Consider the following 26218-nt stretch of genomic DNA (forward strand, 5'->3'; position numbering starts at 1 on the left):
TCCTTACAATCAAGGTCGGTTTTAAATCGATCAGAAAACTCTAGAAGATTTTGACCTGTAAATATGTTCATGTTTTAATGTGTTTCTTAGGTTTAAAGATAAGTATTTATATACTGACCTCTACATTTTTATATCATTTAAAACAACACCTCTTAATATAGAACTAAAGTAAATATCATTAGTGCCAGAACTAAATTCTGAAAAAGACTGGCTATAATTCATAGGTACTATTTTATCAAATTTTATAGTTACAACTGGCTTTTCCATATCTCTACTGTATATTTTTAAATTACCAGACCATTCTCCTTTCTGTTTACTCATCCATTCTAAAAAAAGGGTATCTACACCTGTATTTATTCCTCCAGAAAGATTTATCTCTACAACTGTTGGTTCCTCCTCTTCTACATAATAATTTGGTGAAATATTATAGTCACATTGACTAAGTGTAAATATTTTTTCTGTTTTACTATCTTTTTTTATTAGTAATTCTATACGACCGGTAACATTAGATTCTAGCATACTATTATTCTATTTTTATTTATAAACATTTTTCTATTTGATCTTGTAACTTTATAGCTGATGGAAAACTTTTCAAACCTTTGGAAATATCTACTGTGATCGAAAGGACATCATTCACTAACGATGAATTATTTTGTTCACCTAAATTAAAATTCACTATAGCAATTGATTCTATGAAAGCGTCTTTAGCCAGATTGTCTACAGCTATTTTAGCCAGTATTTCTTTTAATAAATTCAATACTTTCGAAGCATAAAATTTATCAAGATCTTCTGGAATTCCGTCATGCATATACCCTATAGAAATTTCTTTCCCTAAAGCCTCTTTGACCTCTAACTCTAAAGTATTAATATCTTTTTTAAGTTGAAGTACTGTCGGAATTTCACTAGCATCTGGTATAAAAGGAATTTTTCCGTCTGATAATAAATAACCATACTTATTAATGTTACTCAATGAAATTGAAGAAATAGAATGAGATTCGATGTATTGAAATTGTGCATCGCGATCGTAAATATCACATAATAAAATAACATGTTTTTCTGAATCATAGTTTACAAAAAAACCAGAAGCACTATCTGAATGTGTGCTAATTGTAACCTTAGGCATACGTGGTTTATCTTCCTTTCTTTCTATGTTTGCTATTTCTTGAAGTATCTTTAAAACCTGGTTTGTATCTAATACAGGTAATTGTAACATTGTTTTAAAATCCATGGTTGTTTGTTTTAATTTAATACAAAGTTGGACCAATACAACTGATTTTTTCTAACCGTTTTCAGTGATATTGTAATACTAAGATAAAATAAAAACGTTCTATTTAGATATTTTAAATAATTTTCTAAATAACATAAAGGAATCGTTAGAGTAAATTACTGAACAGACGCACAATGATTTTATAATTTCTTTAGATCCTAAAATTCCAGATTGGATAAAACGAGATCAGACTAAATTGTTTCAGATTCTTATTAATTTGTTAGGAAATGCATTAAAACTTACGATTGAGGGCCAAGTAGAACTGGTTGTTTCTCTTTTTAGAACATGTAGAGGACAACTTGACTTTAAAATTTGAAGTCAAGTAACAGGGAAAAGAATTTCAGAACTAGATCAACAAAAAATCTTTAAAGAATTTAGACAATTAAAACATCAAGGCTATTTTCAAGCTTCTGGTTTAGGACTAACTATTGTACAAAAAATTGCTTTTAGACATGGTCTCAAAAATTCAACCTGAAAGTGTTTTAGATAAAGAGTCTAATTTATATTTTGAAATGAATTTCGGAATTTCTAAAAAGCAAAATTGTAATGTCGATGTTTGCGATAATAGTATCAATCTTTTAGTCACTAAAAAAACGTTGGAAACACATGGTATTTTAGTAGAAGTTGCCACAAATGGTTTAGAGAGTATAGAAAAGATAAAACGAACAGATTACGACATCGTGCTCATGTATATTAACATGCCTATTATGAATGGTATTGAGGCGACAAATGAAGTCCGAAAACTAAATAAACCCGTTATTGTTATTGCCCTTACAGCAGTAACCCATGACGAATAAGAAAATCGTTTTGGAAATGCTCAATTTGATGACTCTATAGTAAAACCTTATAAAATAAATGACTTTCTAAAAACCCTTGCTTCCAATTTAATAAAGAAAACCCATTAGTACTTATATACTAATTTCATGTTTACTCCTTCTTATCTATTTTAACATTAAAACTCGGTGCCGTATAATCTTTTGGCAAATACTCTGCAGGTATCGTTGTATTATTTCCATCTCTTGCAGCGCGATAATGCGGCGAAAGGATTTCAATACCTCTTTCGTTACAAACGTTCTGAATATTCTGATTTAATTGAGAATAAATATGCGCTTGTTTAGACGCTTCTTTGGTGTACGCATTAATTTGATAGGCTACATAAAAATCATCTAGACTCGTCTGTAAAACAAAAGGAATGGGTGTTTTTAAAATATGATCTGTTAGCAAAGCAGCATCTATAAGCGCTTGATGAATATCTTTCCAAGGTACATCATAACCTATTGTTACCGTTGTATGTAAAATTAAGCCTCTCTCGTTTGCATCGCTACTGTAATTTATTGTATTCCCAGACAATACTGAAGAATTTGGAATGGTAATTATTTCGTTTTTTATGGTTCTGATTCTTGTAACCAATAAGGATTTTTCAACCACATCCCCACTAACATCAGCTATCTTAATTCGGTCTCCAATTTTAAAAGGTCTCATATAAGTAATCACTAATCCTGCAACCATATTCGCGATGGCCGTAGACGATCCTAAAGAAAATAATATCCCTACAAAAACAGAAACGCCTTTAAATATATTAGAATCTGAACCTGGTAAAAACGGAAAAATAAGCACAAACATAAAGGCATATAGCAGAAATTTAACAATGCTAAATGTTGGTATTGCCCAATCTGAATGAAAGCCTGAAATTTTAAGATTTTCGACTTCTATCTCTTTAAAAACATATCTAATCCCCTTAATAACATACCGCATTACGAGGTAAATAACCAATATGCTAAAAAGATTAGGAAGGTAGTCCCAGATGGATACGAATATCACTTTAAACGGCGACCAAATTAAATGAAATAAGGTGCCAGCCCAATGACGAGAAATAGGAAATATGCTAAAAACAATGGGTAGTGTTATATAAAGAATCAATATAAATATGAGCCAACGTAATACTTTCAATAGGAAAAACACCGCATTAAGTTCTTGTTCGGCTGTTAAAACAGTATAGTCTTTATAAGATAAACTTTTTAACCATTTATCTTTTTTAGATTCTACCCAAACCATTAACCTATGATGTGCTTTTCTTAAGAGCCAAATAAGAAATCCTATAAATCCAATGACCAAAAAGGCAACACCAAATCTGATTAAAATTTTAGATAATTTTCGTTCTTCTTTAACGCTAGAGATGGCATTTTTAATATCGTTCTTATAATCAATAGCTAATGCTTCTAATGGTTTATTATGCCACATGGCATCCGATTTAGACACGTTCATTATAATTATTTCTCCGTAAACAATATCATACGTGCCTTCCGATGCTAAGACAAGAATGGAATCGGGCTCGAAGAAATCATCATCATATAAAGCTTTAATTTTTGAACTGATATTTGTCGCTCTATCTTTTGGTGTAGACGCACCAATTTTAGAATAAATATAAAAAAGGGTGTCATTTGCTAGACCACGAACAGGATATCCTTTTGTGCTTTTAAGTATAGAATCGCTGTGTTTCCTTTTATGTTCAATTAATTGTTCTTCAGCGACTAAAATAGATTCTATTTCGGTTTTTAATTCTGAACCATTAATAAATTTAGAATTTTCCTGATTTACAGTTTCAGGACTTACTTCTTTATTTTCTGTCTGCGCATTTAAGCTGAAGGAAAATAAGACCAAAAACAACATAAAAACTTTAACTACTTTAGCCATAAAGAAAGCACCTTGTTTATATAAGGAACTTAACGATTTCGGGTCACCGAAATGAAGTAAAATGTTGGTTAGCATGTCGATTGGTTATCTAGCGGTTATATCATTTTAAAGTTAACTCTATTTCTATTAAAAAACAGCGCTCTATTTTACATATTATATTGTTTTATTTATTCTAATATCGAACATTTTTTCAAACCGTTTTTAGTGATATTGTAATAGCCCAATAAAGTAAAAACGATCTATCTAGATATTCTTTTTTATTATTTTTTTTAAAATTTTTAACTGAATCAATTTAATAAAAAAACTCTACGAATACCAAAATATCCATAGAGTCTTAATCAAATAACAAAACAAAAATTTTTTATTTTTTATAATTTCTATAATTATTCATGTTTAAATAATCTAGAAGATGTTGAGGGAAATCTGTTTGGATTACATTAATATACTTCTTATCAAAACATTTCTTAAAGCCTGAATATTTTTCAACTCTTTCCATATCATCATAATCTCCTAAGGCATTTACCCAAACTCGCATACCTTTATCGAATGCCTTTTTCAGTAATTCATCTGTGTAAAATCTATCATCTACTTGGATTACGGTAATATAATCCCATTTCAAAATATTTTCAACATCTTCTGCAGAATAAGCCCTTGGCATAATTTTGACATTTGGATTTAAGGCATACACTTTAGGTACTTTTTTATAATCATATAAATAGAAAATAACCTCTTGTTCCATTTGGTATTTTTCGATTAATTTATACGTATTTAGAACAGCCTGTTCAGAACTTGTTTTAAAATCTAAGTCGATTAATATTTTTCCTTTTGTCAGTTGAAAAACCTCTTCTAATGTTGGAATTTTATCCTTGGTAATACTGTCTCCTTTTTTTAAGTATAAACTTTTTAAATAAGACCAGTCTAAATCTTTTACTTGACCTGTACCGTTAGTTGTTCTGTCTATGGTACCATCATGCATAATTATTAATTCACCATCTTTAGTTTCTCTAACATCTAATTCTACAATATCAACACCAATTCTGATCGCTTTAGTTATAGCTGCTATAGAGTTTTCCGGATATGTAATACGATCTGCTCTATGCGAAACAACCATTACATAATCTTGATTATTGTAGTTTGTAATTAAACTATCTAACTTTGTCGTCTGTGCGTAACTTGTTAAGCTTATAACTGTTATAGCTAACAATAAAAATATATTTTTTTTCATCTTAGTATCCTGGGTTTTGTGGAAATTCAACATCACTTAAATCAATTTGAGCTTGGGGTATTGGTCTTAAAACATGGTAATTTTTAATATTGTTTGATCCGTTAGGATTATAGGTTTTTACACGTTCTTCTAACTTTCCTGTTCTTGTTAAATCCATCCAACGCATGGCCTCTCCTCCTAATTCTCTAGCTCTTTCGTCTAAAATAAAATCTAGAGTAACATCGCTTGCAGTTATAGCCGTTAATTGGGTATTGGGTTTGGCTGCTCTATTTCTAATAGTGTTAATATAAATTGCTGCTTCGGCTTGTTTACCTTGAAAGAATAAGGCTTCAGCAACTAATAAATAAGTATCAGACAAACGACTCACAAAAAAGTCTCTAAACCCTGCTTGATCTTGAAAACTTGCTCGCGTTGGGTCGTCGTGTTTTTTCATTCCCCAGTGCATTTTATCTATATTTGGCGCAATTTTAGAAAACGTTCCATCTTCTGCTTCCCAAACTACAGTATCTCCAATTGACATGCCATCAGGTATTGATTCTGCATTATTATAGGTCCAAGTGTATCTAAAGGTTTCATCAAAACGAGCGTCATTTTCATCAAATAAATTTCTAAAGAAATCTGTTGGTCTAAAGCGTGTAAATGGTCTACCTCCTTGAGTAACATCTCTGCTTAAGCCTGGATATTGATCGTAAGCAGGTGTAAAAAATAAATGACCTTGATTACCATCTCCGTTGCTTAATGGATCTGTTCCGTATTGTACAGAAAAAATAATTTCACTGTTAACTTGATTGTTATAATCAAAAACCTCTGCATAGGTATTTTGTAACTGATAAGGGCCTTGTTGGATAAGTTCAAGTCCGTTCTTTTCTGCAGCTGAGTAATCTTTCATTAGTAAATTAATTTTTACCAATTGATGAAGTGCAGCACCTTTAGTGACACGACCTATTTCTGAAGATGTCCAATCCAAATTACTAACCGCAAATTCGGTATCTACTTTCATAAACTCCCAAATCGTTTCTTTAGATGTTCTTACGCCATCTGTTTCTACACCTTTGGTTTCGGCTTGCTTTAACACCACATCACCAAATTGAAGGGTTAACCAGTAGTAGTAATGTGCTCTTAAAAAGCGGACTTCTGCTTTAAATGCTGTTTTTTTAGCTTCAGATAAATCTGCAACTGCATCTATCCGATCTAAAACTGTATTAGCAGCATTTATTCCTAAATAACAATCGGTCCACATGTTATTTATGTAACTCATAGATGAATTTAATTCTGAAGTATACATGTCCATGGCTTTGTATCCGCCATCTTTACCATGTCTAAAAAGATCGGTACCAAATGTGGTAAGTGTAAAGCCTGTTTGCGATCCATAGATGTCTCTTAAAATAGAGTATGTACCATTAACTCCATTTTCTATTCCTGTAACGGATTTATAAATAACATCTGGAGTGGCTTCTGAAATAGGTTCTTCTTCTAAGCTACAAGAGGTTGTAAATAGAAATAAACCGAAAGTTAGTAACACTAAACTTTTATATTCTTTTTTCATTTTTTTAGTAAGTTAAAAGGTTAAATTTAATCCCATTGAAAGGGTTTTAACAGAAGGATATAAGGCTCTTTCACCATTAGATTCAAATTCAGGATCTAAACCATCGTAAGACGTAAAAGTGAAGGGATTATCTGCAGTAACATTAAAGGTTAATTCTTTTATTTTTAATTTTTCTAAAACTGGACTTGGTAATGCATAGCTTAATACAATGTTACGCACACGTACAAAACTGACATCTTTATAGGCTAAAGTTGAACCTAGGTAAACACTCTCCTGACTCACGTTAGGTCTAGGATTTTCGTTTGTAGGATTTTCTGGAGTCCAATAATCTACATCTAGATTATTATATCTTCCTGCTAAACGGTTATTATTACCATACCATTCTGAATAGGTTTTAACATTTTGTCTGGTGTATAATACAAATGAAAAACCAAATCCTTTGTAGTAAATTCTGTTGGTTAAACCACCTATCCAATCTGGAGTAGACGATCCTAAAACCATACGGTCGTTGGCATTAATTACACCATTTTCATCTAGATCTTGAACTTTAATTTGACCCGGTTCGAAACCATAACTTGCAGCTAGTTCGGCTTCATCTAATTGCCAAATACCTAACTTATTATAATCGTAGAACACATTAATTGGGTTTCCTAAAAACCATTCATTACCAACATCGTCTGTACCATCACCATAGAGCTCGGTTATTTCATTGGTGTTTTTAGAAAAGTTTAAATCTATGTTCCAGTTAAAATCAGCTGTACTAATAATATTATTTATAGACAAGCTTACTTCAATTCCTTTATTTTGAGTAGAGCCAATGTTTTCAAGTACGGTAGAGAATCCTGAACTAGAAGGTAAACTACGAGGTAATAAAAGGTCGTCTGTATTTGCGATATAGTAATTTATAGAACCACTTAATCGTTGTTTCCAGAACTGAAAATCTAAACCAACATTAAACTGTTTAGTCGTTTCCCAAGTTAAATTAGGATTGGACACCGAGTTAGGTATAAAACCGATAACGCCATTATCGCCAAACATATATTGTTTTTTTTCTAAGACACTAAAGGTTTGATACGGATCGATTCCTGTATTTCCTGTTTCTCCATAACTGACTCTAAATTTTAAATCGGAAATAAAATTCTTAGAAACATTATCGAAGAACCCTTCTTCTGAAACTCGCCATGCTAATGCTGCAGATGGGAAAAAGCCCCATTTATTTCCTTCAGAAAATCGTGAAGATCCATCGGCTCTTGCGGTGGCAGTAAACAGATATCTGTCGTCGTATTGATAGTTAATTCTACCAGTAAATGACACTAAATCCCAATCTTTATAATTACTACCTACACTAGAAACTTCTCCTGCTGTTGCTAAATTATGATACGCTTGAGAATCGTAAGGTAAATTTTTAACATTGCTATAATTGGTTTTGGTTGTTTGCGTTTGAAAACTTTGAACCCCTGTAGCAGTAAACTGGTGTTTCTCGCCAAATGTGTTTGAGTAGTTTAAGATGTTTTCTAAAGTGAAAGAAAATGCGTCAGAATCGCTTATTCCTGCAGAAGATAAACCACCTTGATTATTTGTTGTTTCGCTCCCGTAAAAATAACCTCTGTTACCGATTTCTAAATCTGGACCAATATTTAATCTATAACTTAAATGATCGTTAAACTCATATTCACCATAAATACTAGCGAAAATATGAGTGACATATCTCTCGTCTATAGAGTTTTGTAAATCTGATAACGGATTCACTCTTTGGCTTTCATCGTTTGTTGGTCTATAACGTATAGAACCATCGTCGTTATAAGCCGTCCCTAGCGGACTTAATCTTAAAACATTATCATACAAATCATTTTGAACAACATTTTGTTTAGAGCGACTTAAGAAAGAAGATACACCTATTTTAAATTTATTCATTTTATGATCTAAATTAATCCTAATGGAACCTCTCTGATAATCTGCATTATCTACAACTCCATTTTCTTGATAAAAATTTAAGGACGTTGCGAATTGCGTATTTTCTTTTCCTCCAGTAATTGATAACTGATAATTTTCTTTACTTCCAGGATGATAAATAAAATCTTGCCAATCTGTATCTGTACCATTTTGTATAGACTCTAAAGCGATATTATCAAAAATGTCTTCATCATCTGGATAGTTTCCGTTTTCGGATACCGTGCGGTTTGCTTCTCTTCTAAGCTGAGCAAACTCTTCGCCATTCATTAAATCTAGGTTGTTTATAGGCGTAGTAATCCCATAATACGTGCTGAAAGTCGTTCTTGTTTCTCCAGATTTACCACGTTTAGTTGTAATTATAATAACACCATTAGAGGCTCTAGATCCATAAATTGCCGTTGCAGAGGCATCTTTAAGAATTTCCATAGATGCAATATCATTCGGATTAATCTCTTCAAATCCAGTATTTAGTGGAATACCATCTAACACGATTAACGGATTATTATTTGCACCAATTGAGTTGTCTCCACGGATACTAATATTTACAGAACTTCCTGGCTCGTTACTGGAATTATAAACATCTACTCCTGCAACTTTTCCTTTGATTGCACTTAATGGATTTGAAACCGGAATTTCTGAGAAATCCTTTTCATTAACCGAAGCTACCGCTCCCGTAAGGTCTCTTTTCTTTTGTTTTCCGTAACCAATAACAAGAACCTCGTCTAAACCAGTGATATTCTCTACCATTTGTACCTGAATATAGGATGATGCTTTAAGTTCTTTTGTATTGTAACCTATATGGGTAAACACAAATATGTCGTTAATAGACTGTGTTTCCAATTCAAATTTTCCATCAAAATCTGTTATGGTTCCTTTCAATGTTCCTTTTAATAACACGTCTACTCCTGGAATAGGCATATTATTTTCGTCGGTCACTAAACCTCTAGTTAATAATTGCTGTTGTAATTCGCTTTGCTTTTTAATTCTAACAGAGACTGTATTGTTAGAAATACTATAACCGATTTCCATTTGTAGCACCAACTGATCTAAAACACTAGATACACTTGTAATTTTATTAGAATACGAAATGGTTTTTTTTATGTCCCTTACTTCATCAGGAAAAATAAAATTTAAGGACGTTTGGCTTTCTATAGACTCGAAAACTTCAATAATAGTTGCGTCTTTTATGTTTAATACAACCTTTGTTTGATTTAAATTATTAGGTATTAATGGTATTGCATTTGATATTTGAAAACAACAAAACAACAACAGGGCAATTGCGAATTGCGATCGTTTTATACTTTTTTTTGAAACAAAACACATATTTTGAATATATTTGATATTTAAATTAATTTTCACAGATTAGTTTTTAATAGTGCTCGGTATGGGTTGCAGCCTTTATCGAGTTTTTTTTTTGGAGGTGGTAGTCGTTATCACATAGGCTTTAATTTTTACAGGGTTTAGCTATTAATTCTATTGTTTTATTATCTATATATTTAAATTCGATATCGTATATAAAGTGTAAACTTTCAAGGATATCGTTTAGGGATTTGTCTTTGTAAGTCCCGCTAATTGTACATTCCGAATACGTTTCAGAAGTGATTTTAATAGTCTTACTATATTTCTGATTTAGCATATTAACCACTTCAACCAAATTCGCTTTATTGAAAACTAAAGAGCCGTCAATCCAAGTGGTATAATTTTTGGCTTGTACATGTTCTTTGATTAAACCTTCAGACAGGCTTGATAATTTTACTCTTTCGTTTTTAATTAAAACAAGACTGTTTTTTGTGTCGTTTTTATTGGTCACTTTTACTTTTCCAGAACTCACAGTGACTGAAGGCGTAACATTTTTGTAATTAGATATTACAAATTGAGTTCCTAACACTTTTGTCTCAAAAGCATTAGAGGTTACAATGAATGGTTTTTCTGGATTGGATTTTACTTTAAAAAAGGCTTCACCTTCTAGAGTAACTACTCTAGCGTTTTTTGCAAAAGCTTTTGGGTATTTTAGTGTGCTTCCTGAATTTAAATACACCACCGAAGAATCATTTAAAAGAACTTTAGTTTGTTCTCCTCTTTGGGCAACAACTTCTATAAATTCTGTTTTAGATGATATGATATTAAAAAGTATAGAAGACGTAATACATAATAATACTGCAGCTGCTATGTTTCTAAAATTAAAGACTGTTGCCTTTTTCTTATGCTTTAAAATATTTGAGTAGATTCTGTTTTTTACGTCTAAATTGTACTTTATATCCGTTTCACTTAAGCCGTCTTTTTGAAAACGTTCTAGATAGCTCTCTACGACGAAAGATTCTCTTTCAGAGGTGTTATTATTAGTGTAACGATGAAGTAAATCTTTAAATTCGTAATCGGTCATAAGTACTCAGTTTCTTACTAAGTATCTATTTTTATAATTACACCTACGCGATTTTTAACGCTTAACGATTGCTTAAAGTCTTTAACGCTGAATTAACGTTAATACAGTATTGAGTAATGATGAATTAAGATTAGCATTGAAATATTTAAGTTAAGATCGGAGTTTGATCTTAATATTTTGAGTGCTTTATATATTTGATTTTCCACTGTACTAACCGATATATTTAATCGCACAGCAATCTCTTTTGGACTGATATCTTCATAATAGCGGAGTTTAAAAATCTCCTTACATTTTAAAGGTAATTTTTCATCTATTATCATACTAATAAGACCTAGAGTTTTATCATCGTAATTAAAATCTGAAGGAAGGTCATCTTGTAAAAAGAGGGATTCAATGTGTTCTAAATCTACAGATGTAATTTTTCTCTTTTTTAACTCATTAACACATTGATATTTTACCGCTTGATAAAAATAAGCTTTTACATGAGAAATTTCAACTGAGAATGATCTTTTCCAAAAATCTAAAAATACATCTTGTACAATATCTTCAGATGCAGAACGATCTTTCAAAATATTATATGCATAAATATACAACCCACTCCAATAGGTATTAAAAACTAGATCGAAATCAAGCTCAGCCTGTTGATTCATATAAATTATATATTAACTTTTTTTCAAAGTTAACAAGTTCTAAAGCACCTTTAATATTAAGGTTATGTAAAATATTATTCGGACAAACACCTATAACCACTGTGTTTTTAACCTATCTCATACTTCGAAATTTAAGTGAATAGATTAGTATTGAACATAACTTTACCAAATACAATTCGGCTTTAAAAACCCAAATCAGTGTTCAATTATATTTGAATAATGTGCTTTTATTGATAAGACCTATTTACAGAATGAAAAATAAAAAAACGTGCATTTTACGGGGATTCAAATTTTATTTTTAACGTTTTTTATGTAAAAACAGCTTTGCAATACTCACAAATCTGCGTTATTTTTAGATAACTATACTCAAATAGACTCAAAACACTTAAATTTATTTGGCAATTTTGATATTGATTACGTATTTTTTTATCAAAAAAACTGCACTAAACACGAGAAATAAGACAACAATATCCTTTAATTTAAGAATTATTAAAATCACTGATTTATAAATATTTAACAACAAATTAGACTTCCAAATTTATTAAGCTTAAGATTAATTGAAAAAAATCATAATTTAATAAATCTCATTTCTTACCATTTAGATAAAAATTAAACAAAAATATAGAGGTTCCATAATATATATTTTTTTAAATTAGTCATACAAAAGCAGTCCCATAAAATTTATGTCATGTTGTTAATATATACTAGTACAGAATTAGTACAACAAATTCCTCTTTGGCCTTCAATTCCATTTTTTATTATTTTATTAGCTATAGCTATTGGACCTCTTGTTGCGGAGGAATGGTGGGAAAATAATCGTAATAAATTATTGTTTTCAGCAGTTTTAAGTATCCCTACAATTTATTATTTGGTGAGTATGGAACTCACAGAACATCTTAAACACCAAATTTTAGGAGACTACCTACCTTTCATTGTTTTATTAACATCATTATTTGTAATTACGGGAGGTATACATCTTAGCGGAGATATTAAAGCCAAACCTTGGGTTAACACTTTGTTTTTAGGTATTGGATACCTATTAGCGTCATTTATGGGAACAACTGGTGCTGCTATGCTACTTATACGTCCAGTAATTTCAATTAACCACCAGAGAAAATATAACATACATACCATTTTATTCTTTATTGCTGCTGTTGCCAATTGTGGAGGACTTTTAACTCCGTTAGGAGATCCACCATTATTAATGTTATATTTAAGAGGAGCTAGTTTTATGTGGTTTTTCAACCTCGTTCCAGAATGGGCATTTACAGGAGCACTTCTACTTATAATTTATTTTATAATGGATACTAGATATTACAAAAAGGAACCTAAATCAAATCTTGAAGCTGATGCACGAGAAATAGAACCTATACGTATTACAGGTGCAATAAATTTTATCTATTTATTAGGCGTAATTTTATCTGTTGCTTTCATTAACCACGATGTAATCCCTGAAATGGCAAAAGAAGATGCTCCTTTTTGGCTAAAACATTTACGCGAAATTGTGCTTGTTATATTAACTGCAATCGCATACTTTACAACTCCTCAAAAAACACGTGATAGAAATAAATTTTCATGGGGACCTATTGTAGAAGTCGCTGTTATATTCATTGGTATTTTTATAACCATGACACCAACTCTAATCTTTCTAAAACAACACGCCCCAGGTATGGGACTTACAGAAGCATGGCAGTTCTATTATGCAACAGGGTTTTTAAGTGCATTTTTGGACAACACACCAACTGCAGTTGCTTTTCATAGTGTAGCTTCAAATATTGTTATCGCCGAAAATGTTCCAATAGTTGCTAATGTAGCCGAACACATTTTAAAAGCCATTGCGACTAGTGCTGTTTTCTTTGGAGCATTAACCTACATTGGAAATGGTCCAAACTTTATGGTAAAATCTATTGCTGAAGATCATGGTATTAAAATGCCTAGCTTTTTTGGATATATGTTTAAATTTTCACTTATTATTTTATTACCAATATATATTATTACGCAACTTTTATTCTTATAAAAAGGTTGCTCCCTTTTGAATTTTCATCTTTATATTATATAAAAAACACTTTCGTTCTGTAGAGACCTACCTAACGAAAGTGTTTTGTTTTTATACAGATTCTAATTTAATTATGTAAAAACATAAAAGATAGAATAACATAGAAAAAACAAGGGATAACTATGTATAGCAATGGAAATGCATAATGATTGAGAAACTTCCTTTATAGCGAATAAAACACACCATGATTAGGAATTATTAACCATAAAATTTAATACAAATCTGATGCAATAATGAAGCTTGAAATCCAAAAAAGAGTAAGCTATTTTTATTATTTTATGAATCAATTTGATTTAAATTTTTAGAATTACACACAACTAGTGTATATAAAAATTATTTACAACCTGTGCAACACCTAACTTTCCTTATTTTAAAGGAGTTTAAACTATTTCTTATTAAGTAAATCCATTAAATCAACATCATTTCCTAAAAGTACTTCTGTTGGATTAATACGTCCTTCCATAGAATCGTTTTCTAATTTTAGAACACCTCTTGGGCAAACTGCAGCACAAATACCACACCCCACGCAACTAGAGCGTACAATATTTTCACCTTTCTGAGCATAAGCTCTTACATCGATTCCCATTTCACAACTGTTAGAACAGTTTCCACAAGAAATACACTGTCCGCCATTGGTTGTAATTCTAAATTTAGAAAATAAACGTTGCTGAAACCCTAAAATAGCAGCCATTGGGCACCCAAATCGACACCAAGAACGGTTTCCCAAAATCGGATAAAATCCTGTTCCGATAACTCCAGAAAAAATCGATCCGATATACAAGCCATAAGCAGATCTTAAAGTTCCGCCTTTAATAAAAAACAAATGCTCTGTAGTTCCTGTAAAATGCATAATTAATAGTAACGCAATAACTACCGCGTAACCAATAGCACCCATTTTGGCATCTTTACCTAATTCTTGTCTTTTAAAGTACATCACGGCAGCAAAAACGACTGTTAAAAACCCAATCACTAAAGAGATAAAGACACCTCTTGTTAACCAGAAATCATTTTTATCATAACCTAAATATGAATATACCATAGCAACCGTCATCACTATAGAAAAGACTAAAACGGTATGAATTAACCAACGTTCTAACTTCCAAGCAGACATTTTTTTAGAGGATAGTTGTCTAAAAGAATCACCGGCAGTTTCTGCTAATCCACCACAACCACAAACCCAAGAACAATACCAACGTTTACCATATTTGTATGTTAAAATAGGTGTAATAACAAAGATAGATAGTAAACCAAATAACAACAATGCCAAACCAATATTTCCTGTAGAAAGAAACCCTTTTACAGACCATTCATCAAAAATATAGTAGTTAAGTGGCCATATACTTTTAAGATCGTAGTATGGCAAACCGTTATTCATAACGTACATAAATTCAGGAATCAAAAAGGCAAAACCCAATTGAAAAAACATAACCGATCCTGTACGTAATTGCTGGTAGCGATTATGTCTGTATTTTAACATAAACTTATACCCGAAAGCTAATATGGCAACCGTATACAATACACCATAAACAAACCACTGACTCGCATCTCTCCCACTTAACAACTGACTTAAAGGATCGAAAAAGCCAATTAATCCTGAGTTCGCTTCTCCGTTGGTTCCTAATCCTAAATATTTAGGAAAAAAGTACAGTACAATGTAAAACGTGGTTAATACAACACCAAGCATCCACCCTAAAATACCACGAGAAGAAATTGATTTAAACCAAACACCATCGTTTTTTATCCCTTCCAATTTATGAAGATAGGCTTCTCTAGAATATAAAATTACACCTCCAAAAATAGATCCTAAGGAAAGTGTTATAAATACCGCTTTATTAGGAAAATTAGTATTTAAAAGCGCTAAGATGAATATAAATAGTCCCACCGAACCAATGGCAAGTGCAATTTTTTGTTTATTAGTAATATCTAATGCATCGGGATTAGCCAATGACATACTATTGTTTATTTTATTACTCATTTTATACTGTTTGTAATTGGTTAGTGTAGACTTGTAAAATCTCGCTTTCAAAGTGAGAATAGAATTCAGGATCAAAATTAGCTTCTGGAAGATGTTTCATCACATAATCTAGATCTCTATGTTCTGTAAGCCAACGATCGAACACGTCATGACGCATACGAATTCCGAAGGTGTTAATTCCTAAAAACGCATTGGTCTCTTTATGATAAGCTACAGTAATACATTTCGTGTCGTCTGCATGTTTCCAATGGAAATGGTGTTCGTATTCTGGTTTATTTTTATCGCCAAACACCCAACCATACGTTTGATATTCGATATCTAAAAATTTTGCCGAGTTAAACCAATGTCCTGGCTTATATTCCATTTTATTACCACAAATAGTTTGTGCTAAAACTTCACCCATCATACGGCCTGTATACCAAACGGCTTCAATTGCACGCCTGTTTCCAATAGCTTCATGTTGCTCTGCACAATCACCAAGGGCATAAATATTAGGTATATTGGTTTCTAAAAAACGATTCACTTTTACACCTCTGCCTATATCTATTCCGGAATCTCTTAAAAAGTCAATATTTGGTGTAACTCCTGCAGTAAGACCAACTACATTACACGGAATTTCTTCTCCTGTTTCTTCAATAATTACAGATTTCACTTTACCATTTTCGTCAGAAATAATTTCCTTCAAATTTGTAGATAACCTAAGATCTATATGGTGATTTTTAATATGTCGATTAACCATTTCACTTTCACCATTTGGTAATACACCATTCCAAAAACTATTTTCTCTGACTAAAAATGTTACAGGAATACTTCGGCTATTCAACATTTCGGCCATTTCAATACCAATTAAACCACCGCCTACAATAACAGCTCTTTTACACACGTCTTTATTAGGAGCATATTTTTCTAAACTATCTAAATCTTGTTTAGCATACATGCCCATAACACCTTCTAAATCCTGACCAGGCCAACCAAATTTATTAGGTTTACTTCCTGTAGCAATAACAAGTTTATCGTATTCAAGACGATCGCCTTCAGCAAAATAAAGCGTTTTCGTTTTTGTATCGACTTGTTTTACAAACCCTTTCTTTAATTCGATTCTGTTTTTTTTCCAAAACCAATCTTCGTAAGGTTTGGTGTGTTCAAATTTCATGTGCCCCATATAAATATACATGAGTGCAGTACGAGAGAAAAAGTATTCAGTTTCCGAAGAAATTATAGTGATTTTTTTGTCGGAGTTTTTTCTAATATGTCTCGCTAGAGTTACCCCAGAAATTCCGTTTCCTATAATGGCAATGTGTTCCATAGATTAATTGTTATCTTATGTTAGGTCGAACTTAAAGGTAATAACTTATAAGCGGCTTCTTATTTAGAAAGTATTTAAATTATAGAGAGTTTGTAAGGTTTAAATAAGTCTAGACCCTCTTATTACTTTAAAAATTCAAAATTATTTTAATTCAAGATATACTCACCATGGATTTTAAAACGATTTTAAAATAGCACATCAACTTTTATCATGTTGTTCAAATTTTAGCAAAATTTTGAAACTGTTGTATAATGATTTATACTAAATTCGAAGTTTTGAAAATCCTACTATGAAATTAATCAACTGCCTATTATTCTTATTACTGTTTAGTATCCTCTCTTGCCAAAATCAAACACAAAAAATTAATGGTGTGAGTTTTGTTGCCTCTAGACACGCTGTTAAAGGCAATAATATAGCACCTCTTGTCGCTATTCATGCTAACTATGCTGCTGTTATGCCTTTTGGTTCTATTAAAGACCTTAATCATCCAGACATTATATATAATAGCGACAGACAATGGTATGGAGAAACAAGAACTGGCTCTAAACTATACATAGAGGAGCTACAAAAGCAAAACATAAAAGTTATGCTTAAACCTCAAATTTGGGTTAGACAAGGTGAGTTTACGGGGAATATTAGCATGCAAAACGAAGCCAATTGGATTATTCTAGAAGATTCATATTCTAAATTCATAATGGAATATGCGAAATTAGCAGAAGAAGCTAAAGTGGATATGTTTTGTATTGGAACAGAATTGGAGCAGTTTATTACTGCGAGACCTGAGTATTGGTATGCGTTAATAAAAAATATTAAAAAGGTGTATTCTGGAAAATTAACCTATGCCGCAAATTGGGATGAATTTAAGGACACACCCTTTTGGGCTGAATTAGATTATATTGGTATTAATGCCTACTTTCCTGTTAGCCCTAATAAAACACCTAGTTTTGAAGATGCTATGGACGGTTGGAAATCTCATAAAATAGTGGTTTCAGAATTTTCTAAGCAATACGATAAGTCTATTTTGTTTACAGAATATGGTTACAGAAGTGTAGATTATAGTGGCAAAGCACCTTGGAACAGTGACAGAAATATGATTCAAGTTAATCTTGATGCTCAGGTAAATTGTACCAAAGCTTTATTTGAAACGTTTTGGGGAGAAGAATGGTTTGCTGGTGGATTTGTTTGGAAATGGTTTATAAATCATGAAACTTCTGGTGGTGTAAACGATTCTAGATTCACACCTCAAAATAAACCTGTTGAAAATTTGATAAAAGATTACTATAATCAGTTTTCACGATAATGACTAACTAATTTGGCAGAAATTTCATCAATTAACTTTTGTTAAAAACCTCTCGTGCAACTATTTTTTTATTACCGTTACCTTCTTAATTATTTTTAATTTGGAAGATGCTAAACTCAGAATATACTTCAAAACATTTTACTATTTTTAATAAATTCAGCATGTCCTGTTCAACAGAATCTTTAATTATAACGCTTCTATATTCTTCACGATTAACAAAATAAGATAGTAAAGCCATAACATTACGACTCATATAAATATATTTACTATTTTGTAACATCAAGTCTCTGTATAATAAGGAATGTGGAAAGCTTCGCAATTTCAAAATCAGATGTGAACTTATAAATTAAAGGCATTATTCTATAAGCCGTTCGATAAACAATAGATAATTTTTCATATCATAATGAGTATAACATTAATAACTAGTAATCACTTAAACCAACTTAAAGAATTGGCTAAAAACCTTTCTGATGATCAATTATCAGAACCCTTAAATGTATTAGACAATTCCACAATAGGTGCACATGTAAGACATGTTTTAGAGTTCTATCTCTGTTTATTTGATTGTGTACATTTAAAACACTTGAACTATGATGATCGAAAAAGGGATAAAAAAGTGGAGACTAGCACAGAAAAATGTGTATTGGTTATCGAACGTTTATTAAACGCGTTGAATACCTATCAAACAGATTTTGAGTTAACACTTTCCGCAGATTATAGCACGGATTTTACAGATCAAGCTGTTTCTGTACAAACCACATTTTTTAGAGAGTTATTGTATAATATCGAGCACTTAGTACACCATCTGGCCATTATAAAAATAGGAATGCAAACATTAGAACTAGAGGAAACTATATCAGATGATTTCGGAATTTCATCATCAACCATAAGAAATAGAAAGGTATGTGTACAGTAAGTTATGTACCATTAAAAAATGGTTATATACTCACCTCGAATAGAGATGAGAATCCCGATCGTAAAACAAAGTTGCCAAGCAAAATGCAATTAAATAATGGTGAGATTATTTACAGCCCTATAGATGTTTTAAAAGGAGGATCGTGGATTGCAACAGATGAACAGGGAAGGACAGCCTGTTTGCTTAATGGTGCCTTTTTAAAGCACAAACCAAATCCAACATACAGAAAAAGTAGAGGACAAATTGTTTTAGATTCCTTTGAAGCAAATGACTTTAAGAACTATGCATTAACTGTTATTTTAGAAAACATAGAACCTTTTACATTGTTGCTAATAGAGCCCGATCATATTCAAAAACTTGTTTGGGACGGTACTAAAAAACATATAAGTGATTTACCAACAAAAACGCCATACTTATGGTCTTCGGCAACTTTATATACCGCAGATGAGCATGCTAAAAAAGAAAACTATTTTCTAGAAGAACTAAAAGGAAAGGATAGTAATGTAGATCTTATGCTTCACATACACGGTAAAAACGAAATCACGCCTTTTATATTTAGCCATTCTACCGTGCAAACAGTAAGTATCACTCAAGTCATTTGTAATGAAAGACAAACAAGTTTAAACTATATTCTTAAAAATAATACCAATGAAACAACTGATTCTCTTTCTCTTAATTGTAGCTCACTTTTAGGACAAGTAACAGAGCATAACAAGTAAATTTAGAAGATGATATCGTTTTAAAGTGTTTAATTTAGTTTGTTAAAAGAAATAGAAAAACGAAATAAACATGCTATGTATCAATTTTAAAATGAAAATAACTTATTCAGAAAATCTGAAACTCAGAAAATCATAACACCTATTTTAATACACTTTAAAAAGTTGTATAAGGAAAAACCAATCTTTTAAATAAACGAACAGTAATTGGAAGAAACATTAAAGAATAGGCGAAAAATTAAGTGGTCATTAAAAACCAAACCTTGGTATATAAAATTCACTAATGTGGAGTATTGGCCTAGTTGGTTCTTTTATATTCCGGTGTGGATTCAGCATGGATGGCTTGCCATAAAAACAAAAAATTTATTCTTCTTTTTAAGCACAAACCCTGCTATCGATGGTTTTATTCTTAGTGATTCAAAATTTAAAACTTTACAGTTAGTACCAAATGTTTTCAAGCCCAACATGTTGTTTGTTAGAATTAATACTTCTGCTAAAAAAGTCTTTGAAGGCATGGAAATCGCTAACATAAACTTCCCAATTATTCTAAAACCGGATATTGGTTTTAGAGGATTAAAAGTTAGTAAAATCGATACTATAAATATGCTCGAAAGTGCATTAGCCGATTTGCGAGTGGATCATATTATTCAAGAATATATTGAAGCGCCTTTAGAAATAGGAATTTTTTACTATAGATATCCCAATGAAAGTAAAGGATATATTCCCTCTTTTACAATAAAAGCGTTTTTAGAAATTAAAGGTGATGGAAAGCATACTTTAGCTGAATTGATTAATCAGAATCCTCGTGCCATTTTACATAAAGACAAACTAAACAAAAAGTTTAATAAAACTTGGAATACGATTATTTCTGAAGGAGAAATTGTAACTCTGGAAAAGATTGGCAACCATAATAGAGGAACACAATTTATTAATGGTAATGATTTGGTAGATGATGCTTTATTAAAGGTTTTCGATAATTTAAGCCATAGTATGAAGGACTTTTACTTTGGTCGTTTTGACATTAAGGTCGCATCGATAGAAGCTCTTAAAATGGGCGAAAATTATAAAATTCTTGAGGTAAACGGAGTTGGTGGAGAACCGACTCATATTTATGATGCCAATACAAGCATTTTTAAAGCTTGGAAAGATTTATGTTTTACCTGGCGCGTTGCTGCTAAAATAGCCTTAATAAATTTCGAAAAGGGTATTGAAAAACCAACATACAGAAATGCTAAAATAAAATGGAATTTATACACTTCTTATAAAACAAAGCTATATTCTTAATTCGGCTTATTTAATTCAATAGCAAAAGAGTATTAATCAAGACGCTTTTATTGCATTTAAATAAATGCTGAGTTCAATAAAGCACTAAAGTCCTCCCCCTACTACTATAAAAACCACAAATATTCTTGTATGTAAATTACAGAATTTACAGCTTAATGTATGTGATTTTAACTGCATTAAAAAAAGAAAACAACTTTGCTATCGAGTCGTATTAGGATAATAATTTTCATAAAATCTCTGTGAATATTCGTAACTATAGTCTTAGAACTACAGATCTCTGAGAATTCATTTCAAGATGTACTTTAGCTTCATTTTTTTATATCCAAATAATATATTTACATCTATATTTTAGATTTTTTATTTATTTATATAAGTTGATTCTTGCATTCAATTTAAAATATTCTCACTTTATAAGTAATTAATTACTGTTCAGCGATTTAAAATGATTTATCAGATATTTTTTACTAATCTTATCAAAGAATAATAACTCCCTAGAGTATTTAATTCACTAAAGAATCTTACAATTAAATCAAATATGAAACACATTTACAAGATATTAATTCTTTTATGTTTTGCAAATAACCTAGGCGCACAAAGTATTCGAAAGAATTATCAGGAAATGACGGTTTACGAGAAAACCGAATTGGTCAATGCATTTTATGAATTAAGGAACGGTCCAGATTTATTTAATGACTTGGCTGTTTTTCATAGTCAGTATTTTAATTTTGATAATACTATTGATCCTACACGTCGAGATTTACACTTCAATCTTCCTGACGAATCTGAGCGTGAAATATTTTTGGCATGGCATAGACGCCAAATGTTCGAAATGGAACAAGCTGTTCAAGATATTAATCCTAAAATAAGTTTGGCCTTTTGGGAAACACCAAGCGATCAAGCATTAGATTCACCATTATGGGACGAAAATTTTATGGGTAGTTTTAATACGAATTGGAATTTGAGAAGAAACTTAGCGAACAACGGACCGATGCCTACACCTTCAGAGCTTAATTCTTTATATAACATTTCAAATTTTTTCGAATTTTCTAATGAATTGGAAAGAAAAAATGTTCACAGGGGGGCGCATGTCTGGACAGGAGGAGCCATGCCTACGCCTCTATCTCCAAGAGATCCTATATTTTACCTTCATCATACTTTTATAGATTTTGTATGGTACAACTGGGAAGAAACGCATCAAAATTCTGCATTTTTGACTACATCTATGTTAAGATATGACGGTACTTATGTTTTTGACGGACAAACTCTACCTTTGGTAAATCCAAACGACATAACAGACACTAGATCGTTAGGAGTTTTCTATGGTTCTGGTGGTATCGCAAAACTTAATAATTATATTGTAAGTAATACACACAGGACCGAAGAGCTATTTTATTATCAGTATTTAATAGAAGTGGATAATAATTTTATTGTTCCAATGGGTACAAATTGTAGAATAGAATCGGTGAACGAAATTAATCTATTGCCAGGTTTTGAAGCTGCTTCAGGTTCTACTTTTGTTGCCGCCATAGATGATAATAATTATATTGCACAAAAGATGTCTAATTCTGTAACTAATGTTAGACAGCAGAAAGCATATAGCTATGATGAAAATATTAATACAACAATTGTCTGGGAAGAAGATAACAAGGATGACACCCCGATAATTATAGACACTTATCCAAATCCATTTTCAGATAAGATTACAATCAAGCTCAATACGAATACTAATTGTACTGTATCTGTATATAATATGATGGGAGGTTTAATCAGACAGGAAGCATTTCATAATACTAATACCATAATTATTAATAAATTGTATGGGCTATCCACTGGTTTTTATGTTATAAATGTTGTTGATGCAAATGGAAATATTCTATTAGCAAAGCGCGTTATTAAAATGTAATTCTCATAGAAACTTAAACTAAAAACAGGATTATGAATGAGAGAAATAGGTTTCTTTCTTACTGTTAGTTCGTTTAAGTTTTTTCTTAATCGCTTATTGACACATTTAATTATGGTCTAATTTCAAACTATTTGGATCTCTATATTTGCAACATGGAGGCAAATTGTTATAAACCTTATTATTTGCCTTTTCTAAATCGGTGTCATGCCCTACATTCGCTATTGCTTCTTCGACTTCAATAAGTGTACATTTATTTTCGTCTAATATCAAGATTAGTTCCTTGGAAGGAATGTTCCAATTTACATATTTCACCCCTTTTACTTTTGTTGCTGCTTTTTCTATACGTGCTTTACACATTCCACAATTCCCCTTTACTTCTATGCTTATTTTCTTGTTTTTCTCCTTATTCTGAGCTTGTATTTGCATTCCAAAAAAGCACGTGACAGCAATTATGAAAATATTTTTTAGACTGATTGATCTTTTCATTATTTTGATTTTTATTGAATTAATATGTAAATAAAATTACGAAAACTAAAGCTATATATTTAAGTCTCAATAATACTTTAAACCTGAATCACAATAGATTACTACAAATAAGCACATCCTCTTTTAATCCTTATTTCTATTTTAACTTGTATCTAAACCCAAGATAATAGGTTTCACCTAATACAGGTGCGTATAATATAATACTATCAAAATAAGGTCCAAAGGGGTCTTCTGCATCAATGATAGGTGATTTTTGGACAACATTTCCAATATTCTCACCTCCTAAATAAATATCTAACTTTTCATTAAGGACTCGAGTAAAATTGAAATTAATAATACTGTAGGAATTAGAATATGGGACAAGCTGAAACTCTAATGGATTTGTTGATGTATTAGGCAATCTTTGTTCACCTGTCCAATGCAAGGTAAAATCCATTCTCCATTGTGATCCTCTATACTTTTTGAGTGTTTCATAACTTATGTTAGTAAAAAAACGATGCAATGGCTGTAATGGTTTTTGCAAGATACCCGATTGGTAATCTGTTTTTACATTATAATTTTTATAGGTTAATCTTATATCTAGGTTTTGAATTATTTCATAATTCAAATCTACCTGTAAACTTTTTGAAATACTCTTTCCATCCAAGGGATAAAAAGACACCTCTTGTGGATCTTCCCAATCGGTAACTACTTGTTCCTTAAAATTAGTTATATAATAATCCAGTGAAATGTCCATTGCCCTATTCCATAGGTATAATTTTTGAATAAAACCAATACCAAAGTTCCATGCAATCTCCCGATTTACGTTATAAGAATAATCAGTACTATCCATAATATTAATAACTCTAGACGAGGCAAAAAGCTGTTGATTTTCAGCGAATATATTTGCCATTCTCTCCCCTCTTCCAGCAGATAATCTTAGACTGGCTTTATCCCAAAGCGAATATCTTAAATGTAAACGAGGTGTAATAAATGTACCTAACCAATTATCTGTATCCACTCTAAGTCCAGCTACAAAGCTCAGTTTCTCAAGGTTATCATAGGTGTACTCAAAGAAAGCACCAAAAGAATTCTCTTGTCTTTCTAGATTTTGGTTATTTACTTTTTCCTTAAAATAGTCGGAAGTAAAACTAATACCCGTTTTAAATTTATGTTGTGTACTTCCAATGATACTATTAAAAATAGCATTAGAATAATAAGAAGTTTGTTCAATATCATAAATATTGTATCCATAATAAGAGTTTTGGTCGTGATGGGTGTAAGAGGTTTGATAACCAAAACTTTGATAAGGTAAGTCTGGAAAAACATAACCCAACTTAGCAGAAAGGTCTAATCTTTTAGATTTCACCTCACTTCCCCATGCATTGTTGGTAAATTTATCCGTTGCTGGATTAAAGTTTTTTTCTCCTGTTTGTTTTTCATCTAATAAAAATTGGACATTAAAGAAACTTACCCATCCATTGTCAGGGTCCATAAATTGCCATCTGTTCATAAAATTTAGCTGATTACCCAAAGGTGTGTCCAAAAAGTTATCGTGGTTTCGATCTATCTTTTCATTTCTAAGATTAGTATGAAAATATATACCGGTAGCTAATTTATCAGATATGATTTTATTATATCGAGTATTCAGTTCGTATCGGCCGTAATTATTGGCATACATATTTAAAAAAAATTTCTGATCTGTCAAAGGTTTCACCAACTCACTATTAATTTGTCCCGAGATACTCTCAAAACCATTCAGAACGCTACCAGAACCTTTAGTAATTTGAATACTTTCTATCCAAGATCCAGGAATGAAGGATAATCCATAAACTTGTGAGGCTCCTCTTACGGAAGGCATGTTTTCCTGAGTAAACAATAAGTAGGGACTATTTAATCCCAACATCTGTATTTGCTTGGCTCCTGTAACTGCATCAGAAATATTGACGTCTACTGCTGGATTCGTTTCAAAGCTTTCTGATAAATTACAGCATGCAGCCTTTAACATTTCCCTGCTATCTACTGTAACAACATTTTGAACATTAAACAACGATTTTTGGATAGGTTTTATTTTTTTGCGCAATATAACCTCCTCTAATTCTATATCGGGATGTAGCCATATTTTCCCTAAATTGGGTCTATTAACTGTAATGGTATCTGTTCTGTAACCAACATAGCTAATTACAATTTTTTTGTATTCATTGCTAAAAGGAAGACTAAATTCTCCCTTTTCGTTTGTAGCAGTACCAATAGTACTATTTAACCAAATAACATTTACCTGAGGTAGGATTTTTTCCTTTCGTGATGTATTGAATTCCAAAACGGTACCGGTAATTTGTAATTGACTATAAATATGAGAACTGAATAATATGAATACAACCAAAAAAGAAATTTTCATATCTAATTTTTTAAAATTGATGGTTATAGGATAGCGAATTATTTCTGAACTAGGTTATACACAATGCTAATATAAAGGTAATATTTTTTGAATCAACTGTGTAACAAGATTTAAGTAAGTTAAATTTAGAAGACCTCCGCATTATAATTCGCATCTTATGATTTTCTTGCCTTATTTTTTC

The 26218-nt window shown here is 31.3% G+C and carries 19 protein-coding genes; 7 read left to right on the plus strand and 12 right to left on the minus strand.

Features of this window, described 5'->3' with window-relative positions; translation table 11 throughout:
- Nucleotides 1-120: 120 nt before the first annotated feature.
- Together tssD and R6X41_RS15130 are read right to left on the minus strand one after the other, a co-directional pair.
- On the minus strand, nucleotides 121-519 hold the full coding sequence (gene tssD, locus R6X41_RS15125) for a type VI secretion system tube protein TssD (protein WP_318501186.1): 399 nt from the start codon (nucleotides 517-519) through the stop codon (nucleotides 121-123).
- A 19-nt stretch (nucleotides 520-538) separates the two neighbouring features.
- Nucleotides 539-1228 (minus strand): hypothetical protein, encoded by a 690-nt coding sequence (locus R6X41_RS15130; RefSeq protein ID WP_318501187.1) that lies wholly within the window; start codon nucleotides 1226-1228, stop codon nucleotides 539-541.
- A gap of 491 nt (nucleotides 1229-1719) precedes the next feature.
- Here R6X41_RS15130 and R6X41_RS15135 point away from each other — a divergent pair, with 491 nt between their 5' ends.
- On the plus strand, nucleotides 1720-2064 hold the full coding sequence (locus tag R6X41_RS15135) for a response regulator (RefSeq protein WP_318501188.1): 345 nt from the start codon (nucleotides 1720-1722) through the stop codon (nucleotides 2062-2064).
- Between the two features lie 130 nt (nucleotides 2065-2194).
- Here the strand turns inward: R6X41_RS15135 and R6X41_RS15140 are convergent, their stop codons facing one another.
- The 6 genes from R6X41_RS15140 to R6X41_RS15165 form a co-directional block, all read right to left on the minus strand.
- A complete protein-coding gene (locus tag R6X41_RS15140) occupies nucleotides 2195-4036 on the minus strand; it encodes a mechanosensitive ion channel family protein (protein ID WP_318501189.1) in 1842 nt (613 codons plus the stop codon).
- A gap of 286 nt (nucleotides 4037-4322) precedes the next feature.
- On the minus strand, nucleotides 4323-5186 hold the full coding sequence (locus R6X41_RS15145) for a glycerophosphodiester phosphodiesterase family protein (protein WP_318501190.1): 864 nt from the start codon (nucleotides 5184-5186) through the stop codon (nucleotides 4323-4325).
- A 1-nt stretch (nucleotide 5187) separates the two neighbouring features.
- Nucleotides 5188-6732: a RagB/SusD family nutrient uptake outer membrane protein gene (locus R6X41_RS15150; protein ID WP_318501191.1), complete on the minus strand. Its 1545-nt coding sequence runs from the start codon at nucleotides 6730-6732 to the stop codon at nucleotides 5188-5190.
- Between the two features lie 12 nt (nucleotides 6733-6744).
- A complete protein-coding gene (locus tag R6X41_RS15155; RefSeq protein ID WP_318501192.1) occupies nucleotides 6745-10044 on the minus strand; it encodes a SusC/RagA family TonB-linked outer membrane protein in 3300 nt (1099 codons plus the stop codon).
- A gap of 85 nt (nucleotides 10045-10129) precedes the next feature.
- The gene (locus R6X41_RS15160; protein ID WP_318501193.1) at nucleotides 10130-11068 is read right to left on the minus strand and encodes a FecR family protein; all 939 of its coding nucleotides are present in this window, start codon (nucleotides 11066-11068) and stop codon (nucleotides 10130-10132) included.
- 98 nt (nucleotides 11069-11166) lie between these two features.
- Nucleotides 11167-11718: an RNA polymerase sigma-70 factor gene (locus R6X41_RS15165; RefSeq protein ID WP_318501194.1), complete on the minus strand. Its 552-nt coding sequence runs from the start codon at nucleotides 11716-11718 to the stop codon at nucleotides 11167-11169.
- Between the two features lie 688 nt (nucleotides 11719-12406).
- Here R6X41_RS15165 and R6X41_RS15170 point away from each other — a divergent pair.
- Nucleotides 12407-13735 (plus strand): sodium:proton antiporter, encoded by a 1329-nt coding sequence (locus tag R6X41_RS15170; protein ID WP_318501195.1) that lies wholly within the window; start codon nucleotides 12407-12409, stop codon nucleotides 13733-13735.
- A 424-nt stretch (nucleotides 13736-14159) separates the two neighbouring features.
- Here R6X41_RS15170 and R6X41_RS15175 read toward each other — a convergent pair whose 3' ends face one another.
- Nucleotides 14160-15749, minus strand: a complete 1590-nt coding sequence (locus R6X41_RS15175) for a 4Fe-4S binding protein (protein ID WP_318501196.1) — start codon at nucleotides 15747-15749, stop codon at nucleotides 14160-14162.
- Between the two features lies 1 nt (nucleotide 15750).
- Nucleotides 15751-17055, minus strand: coding sequence for an NAD(P)/FAD-dependent oxidoreductase (locus tag R6X41_RS15180; RefSeq protein WP_318501197.1), 1305 nt, complete (start codon nucleotides 17053-17055; stop codon nucleotides 15751-15753).
- 289 nt (nucleotides 17056-17344) lie between these two features.
- Between R6X41_RS15180 and R6X41_RS15185 the strand changes: the two genes are divergently transcribed.
- The 5 genes from R6X41_RS15185 to R6X41_RS15205 all read left to right on the plus strand — a co-directional run bounded on the left by R6X41_RS15185 (nucleotide 17345) and on the right by R6X41_RS15205 (nucleotide 23174).
- A complete protein-coding gene (locus R6X41_RS15185; protein WP_318501198.1) occupies nucleotides 17345-18355 on the plus strand; it encodes a glycoside hydrolase family 113 in 1011 nt (336 codons plus the stop codon).
- 403 nt (nucleotides 18356-18758) lie between these two features.
- The gene (locus tag R6X41_RS15190) at nucleotides 18759-19271 is read left to right on the plus strand and encodes a DinB family protein (RefSeq protein ID WP_318501199.1); all 513 of its coding nucleotides are present in this window, start codon (nucleotides 18759-18761) and stop codon (nucleotides 19269-19271) included.
- The gene (locus R6X41_RS15195; protein ID WP_318501200.1) at nucleotides 19259-19990 is read left to right on the plus strand and encodes an NRDE family protein; all 732 of its coding nucleotides are present in this window, start codon (nucleotides 19259-19261) and stop codon (nucleotides 19988-19990) included. Before R6X41_RS15190 ends, R6X41_RS15195 begins: the two co-directional genes overlap by 13 nt.
- A gap of 204 nt (nucleotides 19991-20194) precedes the next feature.
- Nucleotides 20195-21271, plus strand: coding sequence for an ATP-grasp domain-containing protein (locus tag R6X41_RS15200; RefSeq protein ID WP_318501201.1), 1077 nt, complete (start codon nucleotides 20195-20197; stop codon nucleotides 21269-21271).
- A gap of 535 nt (nucleotides 21272-21806) precedes the next feature.
- On the plus strand, nucleotides 21807-23174 hold the full coding sequence (locus tag R6X41_RS15205) for a tyrosinase family protein (protein WP_318501202.1): 1368 nt from the start codon (nucleotides 21807-21809) through the stop codon (nucleotides 23172-23174).
- 105 nt (nucleotides 23175-23279) lie between these two features.
- Here the strand turns inward: R6X41_RS15205 and R6X41_RS15210 are convergent, their stop codons facing one another.
- Together R6X41_RS15210 and R6X41_RS15215 are read right to left on the minus strand one after the other, a co-directional pair.
- A complete protein-coding gene (locus R6X41_RS15210; protein WP_318501203.1) occupies nucleotides 23280-23660 on the minus strand; it encodes a heavy-metal-associated domain-containing protein in 381 nt (126 codons plus the stop codon).
- Between the two features lie 136 nt (nucleotides 23661-23796).
- Entirely contained in the window at nucleotides 23797-26037 is a 2241-nt protein-coding gene (locus tag R6X41_RS15215; RefSeq protein WP_318501204.1) for a TonB-dependent receptor, read from the minus strand.
- Nucleotides 26038-26218 lie beyond the last annotated feature (181 nt).

This window comes from Formosa sejongensis (assembly GCF_033447105.1).
GTDB lineage: Bacteria > Bacteroidota > Bacteroidia > Flavobacteriales > Flavobacteriaceae > Formosa.

Bases quoted from the DNA above. Each gene is read 5' to 3' on its own strand.
- R6X41_RS15185 (WP_318501198.1), top strand. From the start codon at position 17,345: ATGAAATTAATCAACTGCCTATTATTCTTATTACTGTTTAGTATCCTC.
- R6X41_RS15210 (WP_318501203.1), bottom strand. From the start codon at position 23,660: ATGAAAAGATCAATCAGTCTAAAAAATATTTTCATAATTGCTGTCACG.
- R6X41_RS15205 (WP_318501202.1), top strand. From the start codon at position 21,807: ATGAAACACATTTACAAGATATTAATTCTTTTATGTTTTGCAAATAAC.
- R6X41_RS15190 (WP_318501199.1), top strand. From the start codon at position 18,759: ATGAGTATAACATTAATAACTAGTAATCACTTAAACCAACTTAAAGAA.
- R6X41_RS15195 (WP_318501200.1), top strand. From the start codon at position 19,259: ATGTGTACAGTAAGTTATGTACCATTAAAAAATGGTTATATACTCACC.
- tssD (WP_318501186.1), bottom strand. From the start codon at position 519: ATGCTAGAATCTAATGTTACCGGTCGTATAGAATTACTAATAAAAAAA.
- R6X41_RS15130 (WP_318501187.1), bottom strand. From the start codon at position 1,228: ATGGATTTTAAAACAATGTTACAATTACCTGTATTAGATACAAACCAG.
- R6X41_RS15160 (WP_318501193.1), bottom strand. From the start codon at position 11,068: ATGACCGATTACGAATTTAAAGATTTACTTCATCGTTACACTAATAAT.
- R6X41_RS15180 (WP_318501197.1), bottom strand. From the start codon at position 17,055: ATGGAACACATTGCCATTATAGGAAACGGAATTTCTGGGGTAACTCTA.
- R6X41_RS15170 (WP_318501195.1), top strand. From the start codon at position 12,407: ATGTTGTTAATATATACTAGTACAGAATTAGTACAACAAATTCCTCTT.
- R6X41_RS15165 (WP_318501194.1), bottom strand. From the start codon at position 11,718: ATGAATCAACAGGCTGAGCTTGATTTCGATCTAGTTTTTAATACCTAT.
- R6X41_RS15140 (WP_318501189.1), bottom strand. From the start codon at position 4,036: ATGCTAACCAACATTTTACTTCATTTCGGTGACCCGAAATCGTTAAGT.
- R6X41_RS15145 (WP_318501190.1), bottom strand. From the start codon at position 5,186: ATGAAAAAAAATATATTTTTATTGTTAGCTATAACAGTTATAAGCTTA.
- R6X41_RS15175 (WP_318501196.1), bottom strand. From the start codon at position 15,749: ATGAGTAATAAAATAAACAATAGTATGTCATTGGCTAATCCCGATGCA.
- R6X41_RS15135 (WP_318501188.1), top strand. From the start codon at position 1,720: ATGGTCTCAAAAATTCAACCTGAAAGTGTTTTAGATAAAGAGTCTAAT.
- R6X41_RS15215 (WP_318501204.1), bottom strand. From the start codon at position 26,037: ATGAAAATTTCTTTTTTGGTTGTATTCATATTATTCAGTTCTCATATT.
- R6X41_RS15150 (WP_318501191.1), bottom strand. From the start codon at position 6,732: ATGAAAAAAGAATATAAAAGTTTAGTGTTACTAACTTTCGGTTTATTT.